Genomic DNA, 23,404 nt, shown 5'->3' with positions numbered 1-23,404 from the left:
CAGCGGACGTGAAGAGGCCTAACCGCGCCAAAGTCGATCGACAACCATGACCCTGAGCCAGGTTGCAAGGCGCGTGTCGAGGCCAGCTCCGGTCCTGACATCTGACGTTCGGATGCGATCATCACCGGGACCATCCACGAATATCTTTCTCGCCTTCATGAACTCCCAAACGAACGGATTCCGCTTCTGAAAAACTTTCTGAACTTCGTGATGCAAACATCCCGACAGAACATCGGGCGGTGATGCAAAGACCTCCGGCAACGTCGAGGACAAACCAGCGTCAGTCAGAATATTCCATCGTGAGTGACCGCCCATGACCGGCGATCGAAGGCCGAACATCACCCTGCCGATCCTGGCTTCCCGGATGGCGTAAGAACACATGGCACAGGGCTCAATGGTTGAATAGATCGTGCATTCGTCAAGACTCGTTGACCGCAGCTTTCTCTGTGCTGAAGAGATTGCGACCATCTCGGCGTGCCGCGTCACGTCTTGATCAGTTCTGACCATATTGAGCGACTCGCAAATGAACTCGCCTCGCCGTCCGATGACAGCTGCAAACGGGTATTCCCTCCTTGAACCTGCGGATTGCGCCAGAGCCACGCAGCGGCGCATCATTTCCATATCAAATGATTCTAAATCATGATCAGTCATGGTGCTGACTTTCGCGGCACGGCAGACCGTTAAAATGATTTCGGGTTTTCTCCGTCGCAAATAATTGTCACGATATAAAATCGATGAGACTAGCGGCGCATCGCCGCCCGCTCCTGACACTCAAACTTCGCAATGTCCTCTGCGTCTATATATAAAGCGCTTAGGGTCGCGGCCTCCGTATCTCTCGAAGCATCGCCAATAAGTCGTTCGGCTTAACCCAATCGGTGAGCCGCGGATCAGGTCCGGCGTCTTGTCGCCGATCATCCTTGGTTAACGGCCCGTTATCCCCACTGCTGCAATTGGGTCAACGACATTGAAGCTTGCTTATGAAGGGCGTGCGTAAGTGACAGCGTGAAAATCTGTCCAACGAGCCCTTGATGAGCAGCATCTCCACGATCGCACTGTCCGGCATGAAGGCGGCCACCCGCCGCGTCGAAGTCTCCGCCTCGAACATCGCCAATGTCGTGAGCACGGGCGCACTGCCCAACGCCGACGGCACGGTGCCGGCCGGGGCGCCAACGGCTTACGCACCGCTTGAGGTTGTCCAGACCGAGAGCGCCGGCGGCGGCACCCAGACGACCGTCACGACAGCCAAGCCGTCCACGACCGCAGTCTCCGATCCGCAAGCCCCCTTCGCCAACCAAGACGGCCTTGTCGCCGCGCCCAATGTCGACCTCTCCCAGGAGATGATCGGCCAGATGATCGCAAGCTATAGCTTTGCCGCCAATGCGACAGTGATGAAGGTGGACGCCCAAATGAACAAGGCGCTGCTCAATATCATGGCTTGAAGCCAAGCATAGAACGCTCGGGCTTCCCGCTCCGCGCGCTAAAGCTTCGCAGCGTTATGTGCAGACCGCTTTACGTATTCGTCGGCCAGTGCCGCTCGCGGAACCAGTTGCGATAGTCCGAACCCATCTTCGCCTTCTGCGCCTGCGACGCGCGGCGTTTGCAGGTCGCGGCTTCCTCGCTGTTGTCCGGTGCTGCCCAGCGCGCCTCGGCGCAGTCGTTCGGATTATAAGCCATCTCGAAATCCTGCATCCGGTCGAGCACGTCCTTCAGCGACAGCGTCCACTGCGAGCCGTCGCTGCGGGTGTAGGCGATCTTGCGCGAGGCAAGCTCAGACGCGAGCACGCCCTGCAGATCGCTCTTCACGGCGTCAGCGCTCTTGCCGCTCGGCATGGTGAAGCGCGAGGCGCGCCGCACCACGCGATCCGGGAATCCGCGCACCACATCGATCGCGATCAGCAAACGGAAATCGCGCGCTGGCGTGGAGAAATCCTCCCACGGGCCGTTGGTCTGGAAGATTGACGGACCGTTCGGCATCGAGATCTCGCCGGGCTTCTTCTCCTGATACTTGCGTCCGTTCTCGACGGACGTGACGCGCGTCTTCACCTGCTCGTGCAGGCTTTCGATCGCGTCCTTCATCGCTTTCACCGGATCGAGCGGTTCGGGCGACATCACGTCGTCCATGCGATCGTAGAAATCCTCGACGCTCATCTTTGATTGATCGAGCGAGAAATCGCCGTAGCTCGGATTCTTCGCGATCTCGGCGTTGGCCAGCCGCCGCAACGCCCCGCCACCATCGCGCACGATCGGCCGGAAATGCTTGAAGCCGGAGTTGCCGAGCGCTGGATCATGGGCGAACAGGAAGTTGCCGCGCCAGAACCGCTTGCGCGTGATCGAACCATCCGGCTCGGCATCGACAGCAAGGAAGACGCCGGGCTTTCCGTCCACCTCGGGCACCAGATGCACCAGCATCAGCACGTGACCATACGGATCGGCGTACACCGTGCCCGGGCGCAGCGAGCGCTGGGTCAGCGCCACCGTGTAGAAATCGGTGTTGTCGTCGGCTCCCGCCACGCGCGTGGTGCCGGAATGCACGACGTCACCCACGGCGCGCAGATATTCGCTGAAGTTCGATGGCCGCTTCGGCTGCGGCTTCGGCTCCGCAGGCGTCACCGCTGCGTCCGGTGATGGCGGCAGCTCGGTCGGCTGGGCACCTGCGAAAAGGCCGAGAATGTTCGGCCTGCGCTGCGGTTGCGCAGGTGAAGCCGGTGCCGCGCCAGGTGCCTGAGGAGCCGTCTGGGACGCCATGATGTCTTGCTGCTCAGGCGGTGCAGGCGGACGCGTCAGTTCGGGATGCTCGATGTCGAACCACTGATAGCACTTCGGCGGCTTGCCGCCGGCACCGCGCGAGCAGTTCGAATAGCCGAACGGCAGGCCCATCTTGTAGGCAAAATAAGCGCGCAGGAAATAGACGAAATCGGCGCAGTCCGGCTTGAGGCCGCTCTTGGCATCGTCTTCACCGCGGCCGAGATGGTTGAACAGGAAGTTGCGCGACTTGTCCTGCAGCACCTCGTGCCACACCTTCCACGACAGGTCCTGATCCGGCGGCGCATCGAACAGCTTTTCGATCCATGCCGCGAACAACGTCTCTGTGGTCGCGTTCCACGCGCCGCGCACCTTCCAGAAGCTGTTCGCTGTCGTTGCCACGCCCGCAGGCTTCTTCGCAGCGACCGTGATCTCGTTGGTGCAGTTCGACCCGCCGCTGATCGCGAGCATCGCGCGCCAGGTGCCGGCCGCGGGCGACGCCACCTCGGCGATCCATGCATAAGGCGGTCCGCCCTGCCGGCTGGTCGATTTGGCAGCAATGCTGCCATCGGGTGCGATCAGCGACAGTGCGCCGTTTAGCGGCTTTTCGGTGACGACCATGACGCGGAGCGGCGCGCCTTTCCATGGCGACAACGGCGACGGCAGCACCGTCAGCTCGGGCGCGTCGGCGCAGGCGGCGCTTGCCGCTTGAGATGCCGCGGGCGCTTGGGCCACTGTTTGCGACCACGCCTCGCCTTGTGACAACAGCAGAGTGAAACCGCCTGCGATCAATAAAGTCGCAGCAACAGGAAACCGGCGTGCGAAGAGCATCGGATCACGACCTTGCTGGAGAGACCCCAAACCGCGTCGGCTCCGCCATCGGAACCGCATTTGGTCCCGCAACCGGGACCGGATTCCAAGTTACAGATTTAGGCTGGATCAGTCAGCCATTTTGAAGGCGATTTTGCGACCCGGCGGGGCTTTGGCTGTGGAACAGATGCCGCTTCCGGGCCGCTTACAACGGACCGGCCCCATCGGCACACGATGAGGCTCCGATCCCGACACAGCGCAGTCGCGCTCTCGTGAGCGCTCACATCCATTTGCGGTGTCTTGAGGCCTTAGCCGACCAAAACTGAAACACGCTTGAAACACGACCCAGTTAGAGCCGGACCGCAAGGACAACACCCTGAAACAAGCGGGAAAGAAAGCGATGTCCACATCTAAGGTCTCTTACGGCCTCGGTCACTCCGAATCCGAGTTACAGCGGCTGGGGCGTCAGGCGAGCGTGGTTGCCCCCATCACGCGCCGCCTGTTCCGCGACGCCGGGCTCTCGCGCGATATGCGCGTGCTGGATGTCGGCTGCGGGACCGGCGATGTGTCGATGCTTGTCGCCGATATGGTCGGACCGGGCGGCTCAGTCGTCGCGATTGATTTCAGCAAGGACGCCCTTGCCGTTGCGCGCGAACGCACACGCGAGGCGGGTTATGACAACATTGAGTTCCGCGAGAGCAGTGCCGAGGAATTCAAGGCACAGGAGCCGTTTGATTTCGCTATCGGCCGTTACGTGCTGATGCATCAGCCAGATCCCGCGGCCTTCATTCGGAGCGTCGCCGCACATGTCCGCCCCGGCGGCGTGGTCGCGTTCCACGAGGCCGGACTGCACGACAAGCATAATCTGATGACGCCGCCGCATCCCCTGATCTCGAAAGTGTATGATTGGCTCATCACCGCATTCCAATCCTTCACGCCGCACCCGGATGCCGTCGCGAGGATGGTCGAACACTTCCATAATGCTGGCGTGAGGCGCTCCCCTACACTCTTCTGCGAGATTCCCACCGGCGCTGGCCCGGATTCTCCGATCTATGGCTGGTTCGCGCATACGGTGCGCACCCTTATGCCGCAGATTGAAAAAATCGGTGCCGCGACAGCCGAACAGATAGATATCGAGACCATGGAGGATCGCATACGCAGCGTCGCGTTGGACTCTCATGCCCAAATCATGGCCCCCCTGCAGTACTGCGCATGGGCGAGATTGTAGCGGCTGGTCGAAATGCAATAAGGAACAAGCCTCAGCAGTTGCGGCCTCCCACAGAACATCACGCCCGTGGAAGGTCGTTGATCCGCCATCATCCTGATCTCCATTTGCGGCCTGCCACTCACCTCCGCGCGTCACGCGCCGGAGTCATCGGGAGGACCACGCGATGGGATTGTCCTGGCAGCAAGGGCCGCTTTCACTGGGACGCGCCGGCCGGTTTCTCGTTCCTGATCCGTTGCCGGAGCGATTGCTCTACGCCGAGCCATTGCGACGGCGCATGCGCGTGCGCTTTGGCGGCGCGTGGATTGCCGACAGTGAGGATGTTCTGATCCTCCATGAGCCTGGCCGCTACCCGGTCGCTTACTTCCCGCAAGACAGCGTCAAAGCCGGCACGCTGGAGCCCGACACCTTCACCTTGAACCACCGCGACCTTGGACCGACCGCGTGGTATGTGGTTCGCGCCGGGGAGCAACGCAAGCCGCGTGCGGCGTGGCAATACACCGAACTGCCTGTCCACGCACGCGAGCTTCAAGGACGCGTGGCGTTTGCATGGCCGGCCATGGACGCGTTCTTTGAGGAGGACGAACGCATCGTCGGCCACGCCGCTGACAGCTACCACCGCATCGACATCCGCCAGTCTTCCCGCCATCTGCAAGTCCGTTCAGGTGACAGCGTCATCGCCGACAGCAAGCGTCCCTTGGTGCTGTTCGAGTCCGGTTTCGCCCCGCGCTGGTATGTCCCCCGCACAGACATCGAGGAAACGGCGCTGACGTCGGTCGAAGGACAGACCTTCTGTCCCTACAAAGGCGTCGCCAGCTATTACGACATCGGCGATGCGCGCCGCGCCGCCTGGTATTACCCGAACGCATGGACCGAGGTGGCCCGCATCTCCAACCTTGTCTCCTTCGAGCCGGACAAGGTGACGGTTCACATCGACGGCGTGCAGCTCAAACAGGAGCCGGGCCAGACCGTAGTCGAGCACGGCATTGACCGGAGCCTCACTGTCGAGGAGATTGCCGAGCGCGCGGCCCACCACCTCACTGGTAGCTCAGGAGTTATAGAGTCTCCCTGGGCTTGAAGTCAGTTGGGCGCGATGCCGGCCATTGCGAAAGGACGCCAGATGCCATCCCTGCTGTCAGTGAATGTCGGCTTGCCGCAGAATGTCGCCTGGCAAGGCCGCACCGTTTTCACCAGCGTGTGGAAGAACCCGGTCCAGGGACCGCGGATGGTGCGGCGGCTCAATATCGACGGCGACGGGCAAGGCGACCTCGCCGGACATGGCGGCGAGCATCGCGCTGTTTTCGTCTATCAAATGGACTCCTATCATCATTGGCAGCGCGAGCTCGGCCGCGACAGTTATGACTACGGACAGTTTGGCGAGAACTTCACCATCGACGGCCTCTCCGACCAGGACGTGTGCATCGGCGATCGCTACCGCATCGGCAAGGCGCTGTTCGAAGTCTCGCAGCCGCGCGTCACCTGTTATCGCGTCGGCATCCGCATGAACGAGCCGCGCATGGCCGCGCTTTTAGTCGCGCACAACAGGCCCGGCTTCTATTTCCGCGTCGTAGAGGAAGGCGAAGTCGAAGCCGGTGATGAGATCGTGCAGGTCGCGGCCGGGCCAGAGCGCATGAGCGTGTCCGAGGTGAATGCGCTTTTGTACAAGCCGGGTCACCCGCGTGAGCAGCTCGAACGCGCATTGCGCATCCCGTCCCTGAGTGCAGGCTGGCGCGCGTCGTTCCAGGCACTGCTTGATCAGGGAGACACCGGCGCGACAGGCAATGCGGGACTTGGGCCCGGGTCCTCGCCGCCTCCGGCATGGGCGGGTTTCCGTCCACTGCGCGTGTCGCGCAAGGTGCGCGAGAGCAGCGATGTGACATCGCTGGAACTTGAGCCCACCGATGGACTGCCCCTGAGCGCGGCCAATCCCGGCCAGTTTGTCGTGCTGCGCCTGACGACGGCGTCCGGCGCGCCCGCGATCCTGCGCAGCTATTCGCTGTCGGAAGAGCCAAGCGCCATCCGCTATCGCATCAGCGTGAAACGCGAACTCCACGGCGCGGCGGGCGCCTATATCGACGACACCGTGAAAACCGGCGATGTGCTGGATGTGAGCGCGCCGCGAGGGAGTTTTACACTGCGATCAGGCACATCTCCCGTGGTGCTACTGAGCGCAGGCATCGGCGCGACACCAGTGATGGCGATGCTGCATACTCTGGTGGCTGACACATCGCCGCGCGATGTCTGGTGGCTTTATGGTGCGCGCAACGGCCGCGAGCATCCGTTTGCCAAGGAAGCCCACGCACTCATTACGGCGCTCGCCCGAGGCCACAGTCACATCCGCTATAGCGCGCCCGATCCTGCAGATGCGCTCGGTGTCAATTTCGACGTGCGTGGACGCTTGGACGTTGCGATGCTTCAGGAGCTCAACGTGCCGCGCGATGCGGACTTCTTCATCTGCGGACCAACCGCTTTCATGAGCGCCCTCACCGCGGGCCTTGCCGCCTGGGGCATTCCTGCAGCCCGCATCCACAGCGAATTGTTCGGCGCTGGTCCCTCCAGCACGCCGGGCATCGCCACCGCGCCACAAAAGCCGCCGCATCTGCCTGCCGGAGTGAACGGTACGGGACCGCTGGTGTCGTTCGCGCGCAGCGGCTTGAACGTCCATTGGGCACCTCAGTTTGGCAGTCTCCTGGAACTTGCGGAAGCCTGCGACGTTCCCGTGCGATGGTCGTGCCGCACCGGCGTCTGTCACAACTGTGAATCCGGACTTGTAGCCGGCACCGTCGCCTACCAGCCGGAGCCGATCGATGCACCGGCCCAAGGCAATGTGCTGATCTGCTGCTCACAGCCGCAAGGCGATGTGGTGATCGATCTTTGATGCGATTGCGAAACAGAGCGACACATTCAGATGGGCTCGATTCATACCAAACGCATTTACGAGAAGCCTGAATCCACCGATGGATTCCGCATTCTGGTTGACCGGCTCTGGCCCAGGGGCATCAGCAAAGAAAAGGCCGCGCTCGATCTGTGGTGCAAGGAGATCGCGCCGACGCCGGAGCTTCGAACATGGTTCGATCATCGCGAAGATCGCTTTGCTAAATTCAAAGCGCGTTATCTCCACGAGCTCAAGGACAACGCTGCCGTCCCCGAGATCCTTCACAGCATCGGATCGCGAAATACGACCCTGCTTTATGCGGCGCACGATCCGGCGATCAACCACGCGGTGGTCCTCGCAAGCTTTCTCAAAAAACAGCAAGCTAAAAATGATGGATGATCGTTCATGTTGCAGGGCAACTGTGTCATTCGGACTTCTTGGTCGATACATTGCATACCCGCGATGACGAACGCGCGCTTGCTCATTCCCAATAGCATGCAAGTCTGCCGCAGTTTTACGACAGGCAGGCACCCATGGCGCTGGATGAGGAATTCGTAGAGGAAATCGCGTATCTGCAGGAGAAGGCCAACCCTGTCACCTTGCGCCATTTCGATCCCACGCCCTATCGGGACCGCGTGCCTGACTCGCTCGATTATCTCTGGCGCAAATTCGGGGTTTCGAACTGGGCGGAGAGCTCTCTCCAGCTCGTCGATCCGGCGACTTATACGGGGCTGGTGGGAGGCCTGCTCAAAAACAATCGCTTCATTCGGCCCGATGACGTCGTGCCCTATAGCGTCACGGCATTCGGCTTCATGCGTGTCTGGCACCGGAAGTTCGGACACGTGAATATCGATTTCCCGCAGTCGAAGATCTACTTCCCCAAAAAGCCTATCGACGAATTGAGCGGCAGGTTCAGGGAGATCAACCTGACGGTGACGATTCCGGAGCAGGTCGTTGGCGATCATTACGACCTTCTCTCCGCGTGCCTTGCAAAATTCGGCCCGATCAAAGAAGCGGAAATTTACGGTTTCGTCCCCGCACTTGCGCTTGGCGGTGTCGCGGACATCGAGCATGTCCAGAAGCTCGGTGCACCGGAGCATCTGTCGATGCTGAGCCAGCTCACATCGTTCGGCACGTATTACCGCGATGGATCGACATCCCGCGATACGCTGGTGGAGATGCAGTCAAACGCGGGCGACGCCTAAAGCGCCTTGACCGGATCCTGAATTGATGATCGTGAAGTGGATCGACACCGCTGAAACCGCGACACGATAAGGATTCAAGCCTGAATGACCAGGGAACGTGCAACGACCGGCCAGCCCTACCGCGACTACATTCTCAGCGTCTGCGACGGGATGCCAATCGATGATCGTCAGGTGTTTGAAGCGAAGTTGATGGAAGCGGCGTGGCCTGTGTCAGACCGCAAGGGTGACACGCCAGCCGCATGCTTACATGCCGATCTGGGCGAAGACTTCGAGGTTCGCGAATTGCCCGACGAACCGGGAACGATCGAGGTTCATCGGTTGAAGGCGTGATGGGCTCCATCACCTAGCTTCGCTTGAGAACATGCGGCGATGTTCCGTAAGCCTTCTTAAATGCGCGGCTGAAGTGAGACATATCCGTGAAGCCGAAGCTCATAGCAGCATCGGTGACATGTCTGACGTGTCCTTCCGCAAGCGCCTTGTAGCTGGCATCGAGCCGTTGTTGCCAGAGCCAGCGGATCGGCGTCGTGCCATCGGCTGCAAACAATCGATTCAGAGTGCGAGGAGCGATGTTATGCGCCCGCGCAATGGTCTCGATATCAAGCTCAGCCTCATGAATGTGAGCCAGCATGTAGCGTTTCACTTGACTGAAGAGACCGCCGTCACCGGCCCCTGCTTCCAGGGGACCAGCCAGTTCAGCTGCCAGCGTCGTGGCGATGATGTCGAGAGCGGATGTGCCTAACCGGTCCACCACATCATCATTGGCTGGCTCGTCGAATGACACGAGCTGACGGATGACGCTGCCCGCGAGTGCACCAAGCTTTGAATCGCCCGCAATGCGCTGAGCGGTCAGCCGCCGCGCCTTCGGCAACCGCGACACCAGCAATGGGCGGGGAATATTCACCAGGATGGTGCGATGGCCGTGATAAAAGTCCAGGTCAAACGGCCGGGTTTGATCGTAGAGGAAAAGATCACCCGCCTGCGCAAGGGCCTCCCGTCCGTCCTGCGTCACCCCGATCTCTCCACGCAGCACGAGATAGAGCATGAAGTGGTCCCGCTGATCCTTGCGGATTCCCTCGGGCGTGCGGCTCAACCGAATCTGATCGGGCGCTAGCGAGCAGCCTTCGCTCAGCGCGAGGGCGCCGAATGCCCGGCTGGTAAGAACCCCTCTGAAGGGGCGATCCGACGTGCGCCGGCACTCGGACAGCGAGTAGTTGCGGCACGTGACGTCGTGCCACTGATCGAAGCAATCGCCGTCTTTGACAGCCGCTGTACTGTGCATCGCAAGCATTTTCAGTCACCTCCGCGCGCATCATCACGGTGTCTGGCAAACGATGTGCCATATGGGAATTCTCCTGCCGAGCGGCAACTGTTCCGCCCTGCCCTCATGGGCCCGGAACGCCCCTCAAACGGCCCAGCAGGCGTGTCGATGGCAAGCATAGACCAGCCATCTGGCAGTTTGAACCGAGCGGCCTCCAGTTCAGCGTGATTACCTGCCGGTCAATCTTCACCCTTCTGACTGGAGACACGATCAAATGCCCGGTTTTCCATCATCCAACGACCTGCACCTGCTTTCCGCGACCGAAGCAGCTAGCGCGATCCGGGATGGTTCGGTGACTGCATTGGCTTACGCCACGGCGCTCCTGCATCGTTGCCGGCAAAACACCGATTTGAAGGCGTTCATCACGCTTGATGAAAATGCGGTTCTGGAACAGGCACGTCTTGCCGATCTTGACCGGACATCGAACAAGCCGATGGGCCCGCTGCATGGCGTGCCAATCGCCATCAAGGACAGCATCAATACTCGGGATTTCCCAACATCGGTGGGAACGAAGGTGCTTGCCGGCTTCCGCCCTCAACACGACGCCGACATTATTGCTCCGCTGAAGGCTTCCGGCGCGATCCTGTTTGGCAAAAACAATCTCGTTGAGATGTCGTATGGCCTGACAGGGGTCAACGCGCATTATGGTCAGGCCAGGAACCCTTACGACAAGACGCGGATCACCGGCGGGTCTTCAAACGGCGCAGGTGCATCCGTTGCGGCGGGGCTCGTGCCGGCTGCGCTGGGTGGCGACACGGTCGGTTCGATCCGGGTTCCGGCGTCGTTGTGCGGCATCGTCGGCTTTCGCCCAACCACGGGGCGCTGGCCGGGTAACGGCGTTGCGCCGATATCCCATACGTTAGACACGCTCGGCCCGATGGCGCGTAGCGTCGAGGATTGCGCTTTGCTCGATGCGATTGTCACCGGCCGCTCGCCTGCGACTGCGACAGCAGGCCGGAGCCTGAAGAGCATGCGGATCGGCTATGCGCCAAAGCAGCATCTCGATCTCATCGACGCCGATGTGGAGCGCGCTTTCAAGTTGTCGCTCGAAAAAATGAAGGACGCGGGCGCGGAGCTTGTCGAGATCGATCTCGGCGACGACTTCATGTCGCTCGGAATGGAAGCCAACTGGCCGATCTTCTGGCACGAAACAATCCCGCATGTCACAGAATATCTTGAAGCCTGCGGAGCGCCGGTCACCTTCCAGCAAATCGTTGATGGTCTCGGAGAAAACGTGAAGCGCCTATGGGGCCACGCAGTCCTGCCCGGTAGTCCGAACTATGTGTCGAGGGACGCTTATCTGAAGTCGTTGAACGTGCTTCGTCCGCAGCTGCAAAAGCGTTATGCCGACGCCTACCGGTCGAACGGAATCGACGCCCTGGTCTATCCCACGACACCTGCGGTCGCTCCTTTGATCGGCGCCGATAGCAAAATGACAATCGCGGGACAGGAGGTCGATATCCTGACCATCGGCAAGAATGGTTTCGCATCGAGCTGCGCCGGGCTGCCCGGTCTCACCTTGCCCATCGGGCTCTCAGTTGAGGGCATGCCGATCGGAATGGAAATCGACGGACGCCCCAACGAGGATGCCAGGCTGCTCGATCTGGCCACCCGGATTTCGGCCATCGTCGGACAGATTTCTCCTCCGGCAATTTAACTTCACGCCCTACTCCGGCAGCAGCGCCGTGGCGTGCTTCAGCAATTTCTTCGCGCCGTGCTCTTTCGTTGCCGTAATCGCAGCGCGGATCTCGTGCACGGCACCGGTCTTGTCGCCCAAGCGGAGCTGCAGCTCGGCCAAGCTTAATCGAACGCGCGCGGCGTTGATGTGGGAATCAACGCTGGTCCAGAGCTGACGCGAGAGGTGGAGGAAATCCAGCGCCTTCTTCGGATCGGTCTCCTCAACGAGGTATGCGCTTGCTTCGTTTGTCAGCGCGCGGATCGACGCCATCGGCCAGCGCTGGGCCTGTCCCGTCAGGTCATCGATGATCGCGCGTGCTCGCTCGTGCTTTCCAGAGCGCGCGGCCACCACGGCAAGATGCCCCAGCAAGATTCCCTGCCGCTGCAAGGTCCACCAGGTCTCACCGATCAGGCTGCGCTCAAGGGCGAGATAAGCGGCCTCGAACTCTCCGCGCTCGAGCAACAGCATCGCATGGCCGGGCTGCGGGTCCCACCCGAGCGCATAGGATCGTTCGTAAGCCGCGAGCGCGTCATCGTCGTCGCCCATGGCCGCGCGAATATCGCCCAGCACGCGATAGGCATCGCCCACCGCCCATGGTGCATCGCCGGGCAGTTTGCTCAAGGCATCGACGATGTGGTCAACGGCATCGACGAGGGTACCTCGAATGCCCAGCACCTCGGCGCGATGCAACTGGCATGATCCGGCGAATTCCATCCGGCCTTTCGAACAGAATTGCTGATAGCCGAGCGTCCACTGGTTGGCCCGCGCCCAATCGCCAAACGTCCGGCACGCCCAGAGGATATTGCAGTAAAGAATGCCGCCGGTGAGCGGATCGATGTTTTGCGACAGGCCCAACGCCGCGGCATGGTCTTGATCGGCCACACCGTTGTCGGTGTCGCCGAGACTGAGTTGGAAAAATCCGCGGTACATGAGGCCCAGGGATTCAATTTCGATATAGCCGTGATCCCGGCCAAACTTGTAAGCCGCATCTGCCTTGCTCAAGGCGTCGCGCGGCCGCCCTTCCACCGCGGCGATACGCGATTCCACGCAAACGATTTGCCCCACAGCGCGGCACTCCGGCACATCGGCAACCAGATCCTGTGCGCGCGCGAGCCACCCTTTGGTCAATGCCATCTCGCCGCGTTCGCCATGAATGGCTGACAACGTCACCGCACTCGACGCGGCCAGATCCGGATGTCCATCCTTCGTGTGCTCGGCAACGGCACGGACAAGCAACGGAATGGCATCCGATGGCTTTCCTACACATTGCAACGCGAGCGACCAACGATCGAGGTCTTCACCGCTCAGCGCGCCCTCGCGATCGAGTTGCCCGTATTGCGTAACGGCATCCTGCCAGCGCTGCTCGGCAATGGCTTGCCGGGCGACACGCGATGAAGAGATATCCGGCTTTGACTCGTTTCGAAGAGATGTCGTTCGCTCGTCCAGATCAACACAGAAACGATAGCCGTTGCGCGGAAAATTTCGCACCGCGCTTTCCATACCGCCTTCGCGCAGAATCGTGCGCAGCGTGCTGACGGCTCTCTGCAATGAATTATCGGTCACAGTGACGCCGCCCCAGACGGCATCGAGCAGTTCGTCCTTCGAGACCACGCGGGTTCGTGAGTTGATCAGGTAAATCAGCAGATCGAAGATCCGCGGCTGCAACGCCAGCTCACGGCCTTGCAGCAGCAAGGCGCGTCTCGGTTCGTCCAATTCAAATGGGCCAAATTTCAGCTTCACCGCACGTACCTGTCTGCCGCCGGCATCAATGAAAATTCAGGAAATGATCAGAACCGCGTAAGGACGCGAATATGTGGGGCCGATTATATCACTGCACAAGCCGCAGACAGCAATGCGACGCAATGACACTAAAAGGACTAATCATTTCAACGGACTGAACATGACGATGCGACGGAGGCTAACGATGATGATCACCCTTCTGACCTTCGCAGTGACGGGATCTTCTTATGCCGCTCACTCTCTCGTGATGGCGGCCCGCGCCGACAAGGGCGCGTTGGGAACCGCAGTGAACGCAGCGAAATCGATCGCGCTTGCAATGAAAGCGACTGCGCCCGGCTTCAACCAGGCAAGCGCCATGAAGCCGGCAATGATCCCGGTCAAGCCGGTGGCGCCCAACACCGCGAGACGCAAGGCCTGCACGCTCAAGGTTTAAGGCACGCAAGGACTGAGCGACGATCAGCAACAACTCACAAAAAGGAGATTGCCATGGACCTCTACGTCATTCGCCGCCCCAGCGCATGGGCAACCATTCCCGAGCTTGAAGCCGCTGGCGAAATTTCGGCCCGCATCGGCAACGACGAGATGTCGGATCGCGTGCGCTGGATTCGCAGTTACGTGGTGCACGAGTCCGACGGCCGATACGGAACGTTCTGCGTTTACGAAGCGCGTGACGGCGATTCCATCCGCGAACATGCGCGCCGCGTCGGGATGCCCGGCGAGGAATTCTACAAGGTGGCGGCAACAGTCGTTGTCCGCGACGATCCTGCCCCGCAGGACGATGCTTCCCAAGACAAGGAATCTGTCCCGGCCTCAACCTGATCCGGGGCATAGCTTCGACGATTGCCAATTTTTGAACCAGAAAGTCATAGGAGGAGACGATGAATATTCAGACCCCGGTGACAACTGCGCCGGACCTTGCTGCGTTGAAGACGAAACAACACGCGGCCTGGAGCTCTGGCGACTACGCCGTCATCGGGACGACATTACAGATCGTTGGAGAAAGCCTGTGCGAAGCGGTTGATCTGCGCAGCAACGCGCGCGTTCTGGATGTCGCGGCCGGCAACGGCAACGCATCGCTCGCTGCCGCGCGTCGCTTCGCGGACGTGGTGTCCACCGATTATGTCGGCGCCCTGCTCGATCGCGGGCGCGCACGGGCTCATGCCGAACGTCTGCCGATCTCGTTTCAGGAAGCCGATGCGGAGAACCTGCCCTTCACTGACGCGAGCTTCGATGTTGTGCTCTCGACCTTCGGCGTGATGTTTACGGCGAACCAGGAGCGAGCTGCGAAAGAACTGATCCGCGTTTGCAAACCGGGCGGCAAAATCGGGCTCGCCAACTGGACACCGGACAGTTTCATCGGTCAGGTGTTCAAGACCTTCGCCAAGTACATTCCGCCGGCACCGGGTGCGAAGTCGCCAGCGCTGTGGGGCAGCCGCGTTCATCTCGACCTGCTGTTCCGTCATCAAGGCTCGATCCAGGCCGCGAGCCGTTACTTCATGTTGCGTTACCGCTCGCCGGATCACTGGATTGAGGTCTTCCGCACTTATTACGGCCCGGTGATGAAAACTTTCGCCGCGCTCGATGTCGAAAGCCAGGCCAGTCTCGACACGGATTTGCGGATGTTGATCGACAGGTTCAATGTCGCGAAGGACGGCACGGCCGTCGTCCCAAGCGAATACCTCGAAGTGGTCGTGACGAAGGCGACTTAGGGGCCCATCGAACCAGCGAAACTTCGCACCCGGCGGCTCCTTTGGTGGACGCTTTCCATCTCTTCGTACTTCGATTGAGGTCAATCGCCCCGGCTCGGAGCCGCTATCGTTGCACGACAGGCAGGACCTGCTGATGAGCATCCACGATGGCGGGGAACCGGTTGCGGTGGCGCTCGTTGATGTTGTTCAGGTGAAGCATCGCCCGAACCACGGGGACACAGGAGTACAGGCCAGTGAAAGTCTGGAGCTTCGGTTTCGCAATCTTCGTCACCATAATGTCTGCCATAGCCTCGACCGCTGGCGCACACGATCAATGCGTCGGCCGTGCCTGCACGGATGATCTCAGAATGCGAACTTCGTTCGAGATCGCCCGTCAGTACGCGAATGGAGGCCAGTTCGGTGGCACCACACCTGGCACCACCGGCACGGCACTGGAGATTGCCCAGGACTCAGTCGATTTCTTTGGGGCTCCAGATCTCTATATATCTCTTTGGCGGGCTCCGCCCGTCGTTGCAAAGGGCAAATAAAGCAGTCACATGCATCCGCTACCGCGGTGCACGCGATTCCGCCTTACGCCGCGGGCTCGCTTATCGGCTCGGTCGACACCGAAGTCGGGAACGCACTGCACTTGGCCATGACCGGCGACGAGCCGGTTGAAACGTCGTGCCGGTGGTTTCATGAACTGCTTGCGGTGACACCAACGAAAATAGCCGGAGCGTTCATGCGCTCCGGCTATCGTGCTGCCCCTTCACAGCAAGCCCCGCCCCTCTCCCACACATCGCGCCGCGAGCAACCGGCGCGCTGCGTAGAACCAATCAGGCAACCGCGCGGGCGGACGAGGCTGCCGCAATGCGGTCCTTGATGCCCCGCTCCTGCAATATGCTGCCTGGCTGCAGAAGCTGCGCGACATCCACCACCGCACGCTGGACAACCGGATCAGTCATCACCGCGCGGAACAGTGCCGCGTCGAACTGCTGCATCTCCGCAAAATTCTCCGGGCGCTCTCCCCGTGTCTTGGGGAAGGAAAGATCGACATTTGTCGACATGTCCCACGGCGTCCGCAGGATCGCCTCAAGGCGCGCCATGAATTCCGCCTGCACACCGCCGAGCGGATCAGGCTCGGCCGTCGCGCTCGCCAGCACGTCTTGCAGCAATCTTGCCTCCTGAGCCGCGACGGACATGCCCTGGCCGTGCGTCGGATTGAAGCGGCAGATCGAATCGCCGATGGGAAGAATGCCGCGAGGCAACCGAGGCATCCGTTCGAAGTGCCGCCACACGCTGGTGGGGAAGCCGAAATGCTCTATCCACTTCGGCGGCTGCACCTGACGCAGAATGTCGAAGAGCGTCGGCGTGATCAGCTGGCGCAACGTGTCCAGGAACGCCTCCCACGTATTCGGACGCGGGACGTCGATCGGCGTCGCAATAAACGCGATCCAATCCCCGCCCTCGATCGGCCCCAGCGCCGCGCTCAGGTTTGACGCCGGCAGATCCGGAAACGTCCGCACAATCTTCGCATCCGACATCAGATGAGGAGGAATCTTCACGACGACGGTCGAATACGTGATATCGGGGCCGACTTCGGTGATGTCCGGACGTTCATAGTCAAGCTCGTCGAACAGCTCCAGCGTGGGCCGTGCGCGACCAGAGGCGTCCACGACCAGCTCGGCTTCAAGCGTCTCTATCGCACGCGATTGCGCCTCACACTTGACACCACGCACCGCCCCATCGAACGACAGGACGGACGTGGCCCTGCACTGCGTGCGAAACTCGATATTGTCGATCGCCTGTACTTTGCGCCGCAGGACGAATTCGAACAGCGGACGCGATGCCAGGAGAACAGGAGTATCAAAATCCCGTTTCGGCAGCACACCGACATCGACGCGTTCAAAGTGAACGTCGCGCCACAAGCTGATCGGAATAGCGCCCGCATCCGCGAGGTCATTGCTATAGCCGGGCAAAATCTCGTCGAGTGCATTCAACCCGCCGGCAAGCAGCACATGCGTATGCCGGTCATGAGGCGTGCCCGGCCTCGATGTCGGATGATCTTCCAACCGATCGCGCTCCACGATGACGACCTGCTCGAAATGCTTTGCCAGGGCCGCCGCCGCCGGCAAACCACTGAAACCCGCGCCAATCACGACCGCGCGCCGGCCAAAAATATTTCTCATTCTGCTGCTCCCTCATGTCGCAGGAAGCAAATCATCGAAGTCGGATTGCGATCGAATTTCAAGCGGGCGAAAAATCGCTACAGCAGTAATCTTGGCCGGCCGCGTAACGGCCATAATCAGCTTCACTCAAATCACTTGCGCGAAATTATTTGCGCGAACACACAGCCAAACGGCAATGTCGCTCCCGATGCTGTCCATCGGAAGCGACATCCCCGTTTGAGCGCGCGTCTAGTGGAGTGGATTTGACATTCGCTCCCCACCCGACCACGAGCTCAACAAGCGAATGTCAAATCCAAAACTCTATTTGCTAGTGGTCCCTTGATTCTAACATTCGCAGAAGATGCTGCTGAAACGGGATGCGAATGTTCAAATCGGACCACTAGCCGGCGTACGCACTCAACAGAATGTTCTGCGCCAGCGTTTGCAACAGAATGGGAAGAGCCACGACCGACAGACGTCTGCCAAGGGGATACATCGCCCGCCAGATGCCGTCGATCGAGACGAAAGCGCGGCAGAAAGTCATCGAGGCGATCCCGATGGTGATCACATCAGACGCCATTGCCATTCCTCACGGCGTATTCGATATGGCTGCGTTGATGAATGCCGATATCTTTCAGCATGCCGTCATCAAGTTGGGCCAAAGCCTCGATCGCCGCCCCGATCTCTCGCTCCCGGCGCATATGAGCCCGAAGGGCGACGACAACATCCCAGCACGACCTCAGCAGATTCCAGTGGTTCGGCCGTTCAACCTCTTGCGAAGAAAGAGCGTTTGAATCCGAAAACGCGGGATCAGCGGCGCCTTCGTCCGCAAGGCTTCGGGTCGGAGGCGCTCGATTGGAAAGAGCTCCAGGATAAAGGCTTGGGCCGTCGAGTAAGACCTGTGATGCCACTGCAAGACCACTCGCCACCTGATTGGTGCCCGCAGCTGGTCGCGGAGCATTTGGCACGAGGGACAGACGCCGCTCGTTCGCGGCGAACGCTTCGCGCAGCGGCACGTCTGCATCGAGCAGAGGGCCAGCGGCACTCAAATGGACGGCCGAATATAGCGTGCTGCAATTCGCAAAGCCTTCCACGAAGAAGTCGAGCACCGCGGACCAGATGCTCTTCTCCGGGAGTTCCGGCACCGGCGCCGGTGTTGGCGGCGTCTCCTGAAGATGCGAATTGATATGCGCCAGATAAAGCGCGGCCCGTGGGACGTCCCTGTGCACCGTTGGGCATTGCTCAGCAGTAACGCCGCTTTCTTCGCGTTGAACCGTCTTGGTGACCGTCACAACCGTGTTCGCCGGCTCCGGCGCGCGCTCGCTCAACATAAACCTCTCTCCCATTGCTTCGTCGGAGAGAAATCTCGTTGTTCGCTGTTACGGCGTCGTCACGTTGCGGAGCAATATGGCTACGTCCGCAACCTCGCCGCCATGTTTTCGCCATCAGCGGCGGGGCGAGGACGCACTCGTCGGCGATCGGCCGCACTTCACGCCCTGAGAGGCTCTTCGTTGGCCCATTTCAGGAACAGATCGATCACCGTGCGAAGGTGATTGGGCCCGCAGGCGCTTTCAAAAAAGTTGCCCCTGACTGCGCATGTGTACCAGTCATGCGGATGCTCGCCATCGAACTGGACGTCGTCAAATCGCCGGCCGGCAAGTGCAGTATCGTCAAGATTCGCCTTGAATGCCCAACCCGGACTATCCAGGGTTGCTATGGAGACGCCGTAGCCGTGCTCCCATCGTCCATTGCACTGAGAAGCATACCAATCTTGCAGGATATGGATGGGGTCGGCAATTGCGCTCATTTCGACATCTCACTCGGCGTTGTTGGGACAGTTAGGACGTTCATCAAATAGGACTGATCAAAAGATCAGCAGTTCTCCTTCGCAGCGACAGTGTCTGCCTGCGTGACTTCAACTTGACGGTGATTTATTTGCGATCAACAACGGCCAGCGGCATCGTTGATCTTGAACTTGAAGGTGCTGCCTTGAAGGTGCTTGTCTTGAAGGTGCTTGTGTTAAAGATTATTCGAGCTCGATGGCCTGGTACTTCCCGGTTTCATCCAGCGCCGTCCCCCATATTTTGTGAGAGGCTTGATGCTCGGAACGGCCAAAGCTGAGAGATGCTCCGAGACCCATATCGATGCCACTCATGCTCTCCAGGGTGTCGACCAGCTTCTCGGTATCGAGTTGGGGGCCGGTACGCTTGAGCGCCTGGATCAGAAGGTTTGCCGTAACGTAGCCCTCGAGCGACACATAATCCGGCGCCTCGCCGGGGAAATACTTGGCGAGTGCGGTCTTGTATTCGAGAATCGCCGATGAATAGCCGGACACCGCTGGCACCACCTGCGTGACGATCACGCCGGTGGCGTAGCGCGGACCCAGCAGCATCAATTCATCCGCCAGCGCGGTCGAGCCCACGAACGAGACGTTGGTGTAGAGCAGCCCGGGATAAGAGGTGTGCGTCTTCTCGATGAATTTCGCGGCAGCTCGATAAGTCGCCACCATGACGACCGCCTTGATCGGGGTCTTCGACGCTCTCAGTTGATTAATCGCATCATCCACGTCCACGGTGTTGCGCTTGTAGTTGAGGCGCAGCACCGTACTATCACGCGGATTGAGCGTGCGCATGGCCTTGGCGACGCCGGCGAATCCTGCGTCACCATATGCATCTTCCTGTGCGAAAACGGCGATCTGTTTGGGTTGGATCCGGCGCACCTTGACGAGGTAACGCACAACGGCGTCCGTTTCCTCCGAGTAGCTCGCACGATAGTTGAACACGTAGCGGTCGGGCGGGTCGCGCCGCAGGACATTCGCGCCTGTAAACGCGCCGAAGAACAACAATTTTCGCTCAAGCGCGTACGGCACCGCGACAACTGCGGTGGGCGTGCCGACGTTTCCGATGATGCCGAAGACCTGATCTTTGTCGTAGAGCTGCTTCATCGTTTCCGCGGTCCGCGTCGGCTCGTAGCCGTCGTCCGCTGCGATGAGCCGGAGCATCCGGCCGTCTACGCCCCCGGCTTCGTTGACCCGGTTGAACGCCGTGTCGATGCCGAGTTTCATCTGCCGTCCCAGCTCCTTGGCGGGACCGGAGAATGGCGCAGAGATTCCGAACCGGATTTCCTTGTCGGTGACACCGCGAACCGTGGCGCCGGTTGCCCCCGTTGCCGCTGCTATCCTCGGAGCCTGAGTGGCAGCCGGCGATGTTGCGCCTGGCGAAGTTGCACTTGGAGAAGCAGCGCCCGACGGATTCACTGCCGTAATGGAACGTTCGAGCTCAGCGAGCCGACGATCCGCCGATCCGCAATCCGTTTGTCCCGCGGTGACCGCGCGACGGCCATCCGCGACGGTGCGATCAAGCAACTGCGTCAGCTCGTTACGTTCTGCCTCGTTGGACGTGGCTTCGTTGATGACCGTTGCGAACTTGTAGACGATGGCCTGGATGCGAGGCCGGCCAATGTCTGGGCAGGCCAGCGCCGCACCAACAACCGGACCCACGCGACCGGCAAGGTCGCGGACAACATCCACCCTGTCTCCAGGCGCCGCACCCGCGGAGCCTGCGAGCGCAATACTGAGTGCGAGCGCGATCCACCGAGAGGTCATCGCCATCTCCACGAGACCAGTGTCACATTGAACCTGTCGTGGAGCATCGTCAATTCCTCTCGGTGTCTCAATTGCCGCAGCTTACTAAGGTGTCTGCGTTGGCTTCTTCTGCCACTGCAAGAATTGCTGAAGCAGCGTTTCGGACTGCTCGTGCGTCACGGGCTGCTCGGCCCGGCTTGACGCAAGGATTGTCTGAAACTCGGATACATCAGGCATCGCGTCTTCGTCTTTTTGACGCGACGGACTGAGTGCAGCTTTGACCGAATTCATGATGCCTGCGATTGAGGTGAGGTTGTCTGATTGCCGTGCATGGTCTTGCGAGACGGGAACCAAAACGACGAAGACGAGCGCCGCACCGGCCGCAACGCCGATCGCTGCTGCGGAAAGGCTGACGACACGCAGCACCGACTTTCGCTGATCGCGTTCACCCGAAAATTCGTGAGGCTCAGGAACGACCTCAGGATCGAGCGGATGGCGCAAGGCCTGAGCGACCGCATCCTCAAGCATAGTATCGAATGCAGGTGGAGTGGAGGTTGAAGCGAGTCGCTTGAGACGGTCGATTTTCGTTTCCGCAAAGGAGTTCGACGAGCTCTGCGATTTTTCACGCAGCCGGCGCGGCGCATAATACAACGGGTTTTGTGGGCTGAGATGATCGTCTGAACTCAGGGTACTCATACGCTACTCCTCATGACACGCGACCTTGACGCCGCGATCGCCGCTTGGCGCCGCAGTCATCTTGCTGTTTGACGTTTCCCTAGACGTGGCAGACTCGTTTCCAACCGGCGAATGCGTTCGCACGGGGAAGCCCTGTCCGCGGATTGTTCTCGGTTTCATTGCCGGGAAATGTGGATCGAGGTGTTTGTTGTTACGTTCGTTGTTAAATGGGCATTGCAAGAACTAATCGTGCTGCCGGCAAAACCGTCGCAAGGCTGCACGCACCTGTAATGTCTGCCGTCCCGATCCCTCGGCGAAGGCCGCCGGGAACTCGCGGAGGAGTCACCTGGATGTGATGGAACTACGGCGAGACATTAATAAGTCGGAAAGCGGGCCGAACTGAGACAGCCCGTTTTTCGTCAGCAATTTCAGGCTGCGTTGATACCGTTCCTCACAGCCGTCGATTGCACAACTTCGCGTAGCATCGTTTTGGAACGGAACAGTCGCCGCACCTTTGCGCGGATGCTTTGAGCCACGCGTGCTCATAACAACGCGCCACTGCAAGACGATGCTCAATATTCTCACAGTGCGCGCGCAATCAGGACACGACTCATCGACGTCAGCGCCGCTCAGAACTTCACTGAACTCTTCCCACACCTTGTCATCCCATCGGCGCAGCTTGAGCTGTGTAATAGCCTGTACATTGGTGGCAGTCGTATTGATGTGCACACCATCGAGGAATGTCGGCAGCGCAATGGTCTTGAGATTGTGAGCCTGACGATTGATGCTCTCGCGCATAAGATCGCTACCGCATTGCTTCAGCAACTGCGCGAGGATTTGCCTCTGCTGCGCTCCGGTCAGATACGTTGTATCGCCAATGTCCGCCCTGGCAGTGCGATGACGAGCTGAGCCGTTCATGATTGCTTGATCACCCTGCTCTGGGCTCACAAGCCCTATGCTCTGCTCCCAGATCGCGCCGAATTGATTTTGCCCGCTGCACCGATACGAACTAATGGCTCTCACGTCGTTCGGATCTCTTATTTCCCGCCTCGATGGGACGACCACTGTCACCGGGGCGAAGATTGAATACGAAACGACCTCTTACTTGATGTCATCGAACAGTCTTATGTTTCGGAATGAGGACGACTCCATGTTTACACGCCCGCTATTAATCCTTGCTGCCCTGGCATTTTCGACCGTGACCGCCGCTGCACAAGACGGCATTCCTGCCAAACTCGCCCCTCCAGCGGGGGCGCAGCTAATCGGAAAATACGCCGCGAAAGGCGTCCAGATTTACGTCTGTAGCACCAAGAACGGTGCGAACGAATGGACTTTCAAAGCGCCGGAGGCCCAGCTCACGGATGCACAGGGCAAGCCGTTCGCCAAGCACTACGCCGGTCCGACCTGGGAAGCGCCCGATGGCTCGAAGGCCGTCGGCAAGGCTATTGCCAACGAACCTGCTCCGAAAGCGGACTCGATCCCCTGGCTGCTGCTGTCGGCAGAGTCTTCGGGATCGGGGACTTTGGCCGGCGCGCGTTTCGTCCAGCGGGTTAACACCAGCGGCGGAGCCGGACCGACCGGCGCGTGTGAGACCGCGGGCACCGAGCGACGTGTCGATTACACTGCCGATTACGTCTTCTACAAGTGATGACGGATTGCGGATCGGCTCAAGCCGGTCCGCATTATTCCGTGTCGGC

The 23,404-nt window shown here is 60.2% G+C and carries 24 protein-coding genes; 13 read left to right on the top strand and 11 right to left on the bottom strand.

All coding sequences use genetic code 11. The features are described 5' to 3' along the window. Positions 1-18 precede the first annotated feature (18 nt). Positions 19-771, bottom strand: coding sequence for a nucleoside deaminase (locus ACZ5C3_RS09325; protein ID WP_464037120.1), 753 nt, complete (start codon positions 769-771; stop codon positions 19-21). A 257-nt stretch (positions 772-1,028) separates the two neighbouring features. On the opposite strand from ACZ5C3_RS09325, the gene ACZ5C3_RS09320 reads away from it, so the two are divergent. Beyond that, on the top strand, positions 1,029-1,439 hold the full coding sequence (locus ACZ5C3_RS09320; RefSeq protein ID WP_464037118.1) for a flagellar basal body rod protein FlgC: 411 nt from the start codon (positions 1,029-1,031) through the stop codon (positions 1,437-1,439). 70 nt (positions 1,440-1,509) lie between these two features. Here the strand turns inward: ACZ5C3_RS09320 and ACZ5C3_RS09315 are convergent, their stop codons facing one another. Then, positions 1,510-3,573, bottom strand: coding sequence for a hypothetical protein (locus ACZ5C3_RS09315; RefSeq protein WP_464037116.1), 2,064 nt, complete (start codon positions 3,571-3,573; stop codon positions 1,510-1,512). A 379-nt stretch (positions 3,574-3,952) separates the two neighbouring features. Between ACZ5C3_RS09315 and ACZ5C3_RS09310 the strand changes: the two genes are divergently transcribed. The 6 genes from ACZ5C3_RS09310 to ACZ5C3_RS09285 all read left to right on the top strand — a co-directional run bounded on the left by ACZ5C3_RS09310 (position 3,953) and on the right by ACZ5C3_RS09285 (position 9,187). Then, a complete protein-coding gene (locus tag ACZ5C3_RS09310) occupies positions 3,953-4,780 on the top strand; it encodes a class I SAM-dependent methyltransferase (protein WP_464044668.1) in 828 nt (275 codons plus the stop codon). Positions 4,781-4,943: 163 nt separating this feature from the next. Next, positions 4,944-5,855 carry a DUF427 domain-containing protein gene (locus tag ACZ5C3_RS09305; RefSeq protein WP_464044666.1) on the top strand — a complete coding sequence of 304 codons (912 nt, stop codon included), beginning with the start codon at positions 4,944-4,946 and terminating at the stop codon, positions 5,853-5,855. Between the two features lie 42 nt (positions 5,856-5,897). Then, positions 5,898-7,655 (top strand): MOSC domain-containing protein, encoded by a 1,758-nt coding sequence (locus ACZ5C3_RS09300; protein ID WP_464037111.1) that lies wholly within the window; start codon positions 5,898-5,900, stop codon positions 7,653-7,655. 30 nt (positions 7,656-7,685) lie between these two features. Next, positions 7,686-8,051, top strand: a complete 366-nt coding sequence (locus tag ACZ5C3_RS09295) for a DUF488 domain-containing protein (RefSeq protein WP_464037110.1) — start codon at positions 7,686-7,688, stop codon at positions 8,049-8,051. A gap of 134 nt (positions 8,052-8,185) precedes the next feature. Beyond that, a complete protein-coding gene (locus ACZ5C3_RS09290; protein WP_464037108.1) occupies positions 8,186-8,857 on the top strand; it encodes a T6SS immunity protein Tdi1 domain-containing protein in 672 nt (223 codons plus the stop codon). 84 nt (positions 8,858-8,941) lie between these two features. Further along, complete coding sequence (locus ACZ5C3_RS09285) at positions 8,942-9,187, top strand: hypothetical protein (RefSeq protein ID WP_464037106.1); 246 nt, start codon at positions 8,942-8,944, stop codon at positions 9,185-9,187. 13 nt (positions 9,188-9,200) lie between these two features. Here ACZ5C3_RS09285 and ACZ5C3_RS09280 read toward each other — a convergent pair whose 3' ends face one another. Next, positions 9,201-10,145: an AraC-like ligand-binding domain-containing protein gene (locus tag ACZ5C3_RS09280; protein WP_464037104.1), complete on the bottom strand. Its 945-nt coding sequence runs from the start codon at positions 10,143-10,145 to the stop codon at positions 9,201-9,203. 244 nt (positions 10,146-10,389) lie between these two features. Here ACZ5C3_RS09280 and ACZ5C3_RS09275 point away from each other — a divergent pair, with 244 nt between their 5' ends. Next, a complete protein-coding gene (locus ACZ5C3_RS09275; RefSeq protein WP_464037103.1) occupies positions 10,390-11,832 on the top strand; it encodes an amidase family protein in 1,443 nt (480 codons plus the stop codon). 9 nt (positions 11,833-11,841) lie between these two features. On the opposite strand, the gene ACZ5C3_RS09270 is transcribed toward ACZ5C3_RS09275, so the two are convergent. Then, positions 11,842-13,593 carry a winged helix-turn-helix domain-containing protein gene (locus tag ACZ5C3_RS09270; RefSeq protein WP_464037101.1) on the bottom strand — a complete coding sequence of 584 codons (1,752 nt, stop codon included), beginning with the start codon at positions 13,591-13,593 and terminating at the stop codon, positions 11,842-11,844. Between the two features lie 184 nt (positions 13,594-13,777). Here ACZ5C3_RS09270 and ACZ5C3_RS09265 point away from each other — a divergent pair, with 184 nt between their 5' ends. The 4 genes from ACZ5C3_RS09265 (at position 13,778) to ACZ5C3_RS09250 (ending at position 15,829) form a co-directional block, all read left to right on the top strand. Beyond that, on the top strand, positions 13,778-14,026 hold the full coding sequence (locus ACZ5C3_RS09265) for a hypothetical protein (RefSeq protein WP_464037099.1): 249 nt from the start codon (positions 13,778-13,780) through the stop codon (positions 14,024-14,026). Positions 14,027-14,079: 53 nt separating this feature from the next. After that, a complete protein-coding gene (locus tag ACZ5C3_RS09260; RefSeq protein ID WP_464037098.1) occupies positions 14,080-14,412 on the top strand; it encodes a nickel-binding protein in 333 nt (110 codons plus the stop codon). Positions 14,413-14,471: 59 nt separating this feature from the next. Beyond that, positions 14,472-15,302 carry a class I SAM-dependent methyltransferase gene (locus ACZ5C3_RS09255; RefSeq protein WP_464037096.1) on the top strand — a complete coding sequence of 277 codons (831 nt, stop codon included), beginning with the start codon at positions 14,472-14,474 and terminating at the stop codon, positions 15,300-15,302. A 347-nt stretch (positions 15,303-15,649) separates the two neighbouring features. Continuing rightward, positions 15,650-15,829 (top strand): hypothetical protein, encoded by a 180-nt coding sequence (locus ACZ5C3_RS09250; RefSeq protein ID WP_464037095.1) that lies wholly within the window; start codon positions 15,650-15,652, stop codon positions 15,827-15,829. A 288-nt stretch (positions 15,830-16,117) separates the two neighbouring features. Here the strand turns inward: ACZ5C3_RS09250 and ACZ5C3_RS09245 are convergent, their stop codons facing one another. The 7 genes from ACZ5C3_RS09245 to ACZ5C3_RS09215 all read right to left on the bottom strand — a co-directional run bounded on the left by ACZ5C3_RS09245 (position 16,118) and on the right by ACZ5C3_RS09215 (position 22,655). Beyond that, positions 16,118-17,470 carry an FAD-dependent oxidoreductase gene (locus tag ACZ5C3_RS09245; protein ID WP_464037093.1) on the bottom strand — a complete coding sequence of 451 codons (1,353 nt, stop codon included), beginning with the start codon at positions 17,468-17,470 and terminating at the stop codon, positions 16,118-16,120. Between the two features lie 379 nt (positions 17,471-17,849). Further along, positions 17,850-18,029, bottom strand: coding sequence for a hypothetical protein (locus ACZ5C3_RS09240; protein WP_464037092.1), 180 nt, complete (start codon positions 18,027-18,029; stop codon positions 17,850-17,852). Further along, the gene (locus ACZ5C3_RS09235; RefSeq protein WP_464037090.1) at positions 18,019-18,780 is read right to left on the bottom strand and encodes a DUF1127 domain-containing protein; all 762 of its coding nucleotides are present in this window, start codon (positions 18,778-18,780) and stop codon (positions 18,019-18,021) included. The genes ACZ5C3_RS09240 and ACZ5C3_RS09235 overlap by 11 nt, the downstream gene beginning before the upstream one ends. A gap of 158 nt (positions 18,781-18,938) precedes the next feature. After that, entirely contained in the window at positions 18,939-19,256 is a 318-nt protein-coding gene (locus tag ACZ5C3_RS09230; RefSeq protein ID WP_464037088.1) for an immunity 53 family protein, read from the bottom strand. Positions 19,257-19,475: 219 nt separating this feature from the next. After that, positions 19,476-21,053: an ABC transporter substrate-binding protein gene (locus ACZ5C3_RS09225; protein WP_464037086.1), complete on the bottom strand. Its 1,578-nt coding sequence runs from the start codon at positions 21,051-21,053 to the stop codon at positions 19,476-19,478. Between the two features lie 84 nt (positions 21,054-21,137). Next, positions 21,138-21,728, bottom strand: a complete 591-nt coding sequence (locus ACZ5C3_RS09220) for a hypothetical protein (protein WP_464037084.1) — start codon at positions 21,726-21,728, stop codon at positions 21,138-21,140. A gap of 321 nt (positions 21,729-22,049) precedes the next feature. After that, on the bottom strand, positions 22,050-22,655 hold the full coding sequence (locus ACZ5C3_RS09215; protein WP_464044664.1) for a hypothetical protein: 606 nt from the start codon (positions 22,653-22,655) through the stop codon (positions 22,050-22,052). 202 nt (positions 22,656-22,857) lie between these two features. On the opposite strand from ACZ5C3_RS09215, the gene ACZ5C3_RS09210 reads away from it, so the two are divergent. After that, positions 22,858-23,355 (top strand): DUF3455 domain-containing protein, encoded by a 498-nt coding sequence (locus ACZ5C3_RS09210; protein ID WP_464037080.1) that lies wholly within the window; start codon positions 22,858-22,860, stop codon positions 23,353-23,355. Positions 23,356-23,404 lie beyond the last annotated feature (49 nt).

The sequence above is a fragment of the Afipia dichlorophenoxyacetatis genome, from assembly GCF_055386385.1.
Note: the sequence above shows the minus strand (reverse complement) of the source record. Positions and strands in the feature narration are given on the sequence as shown.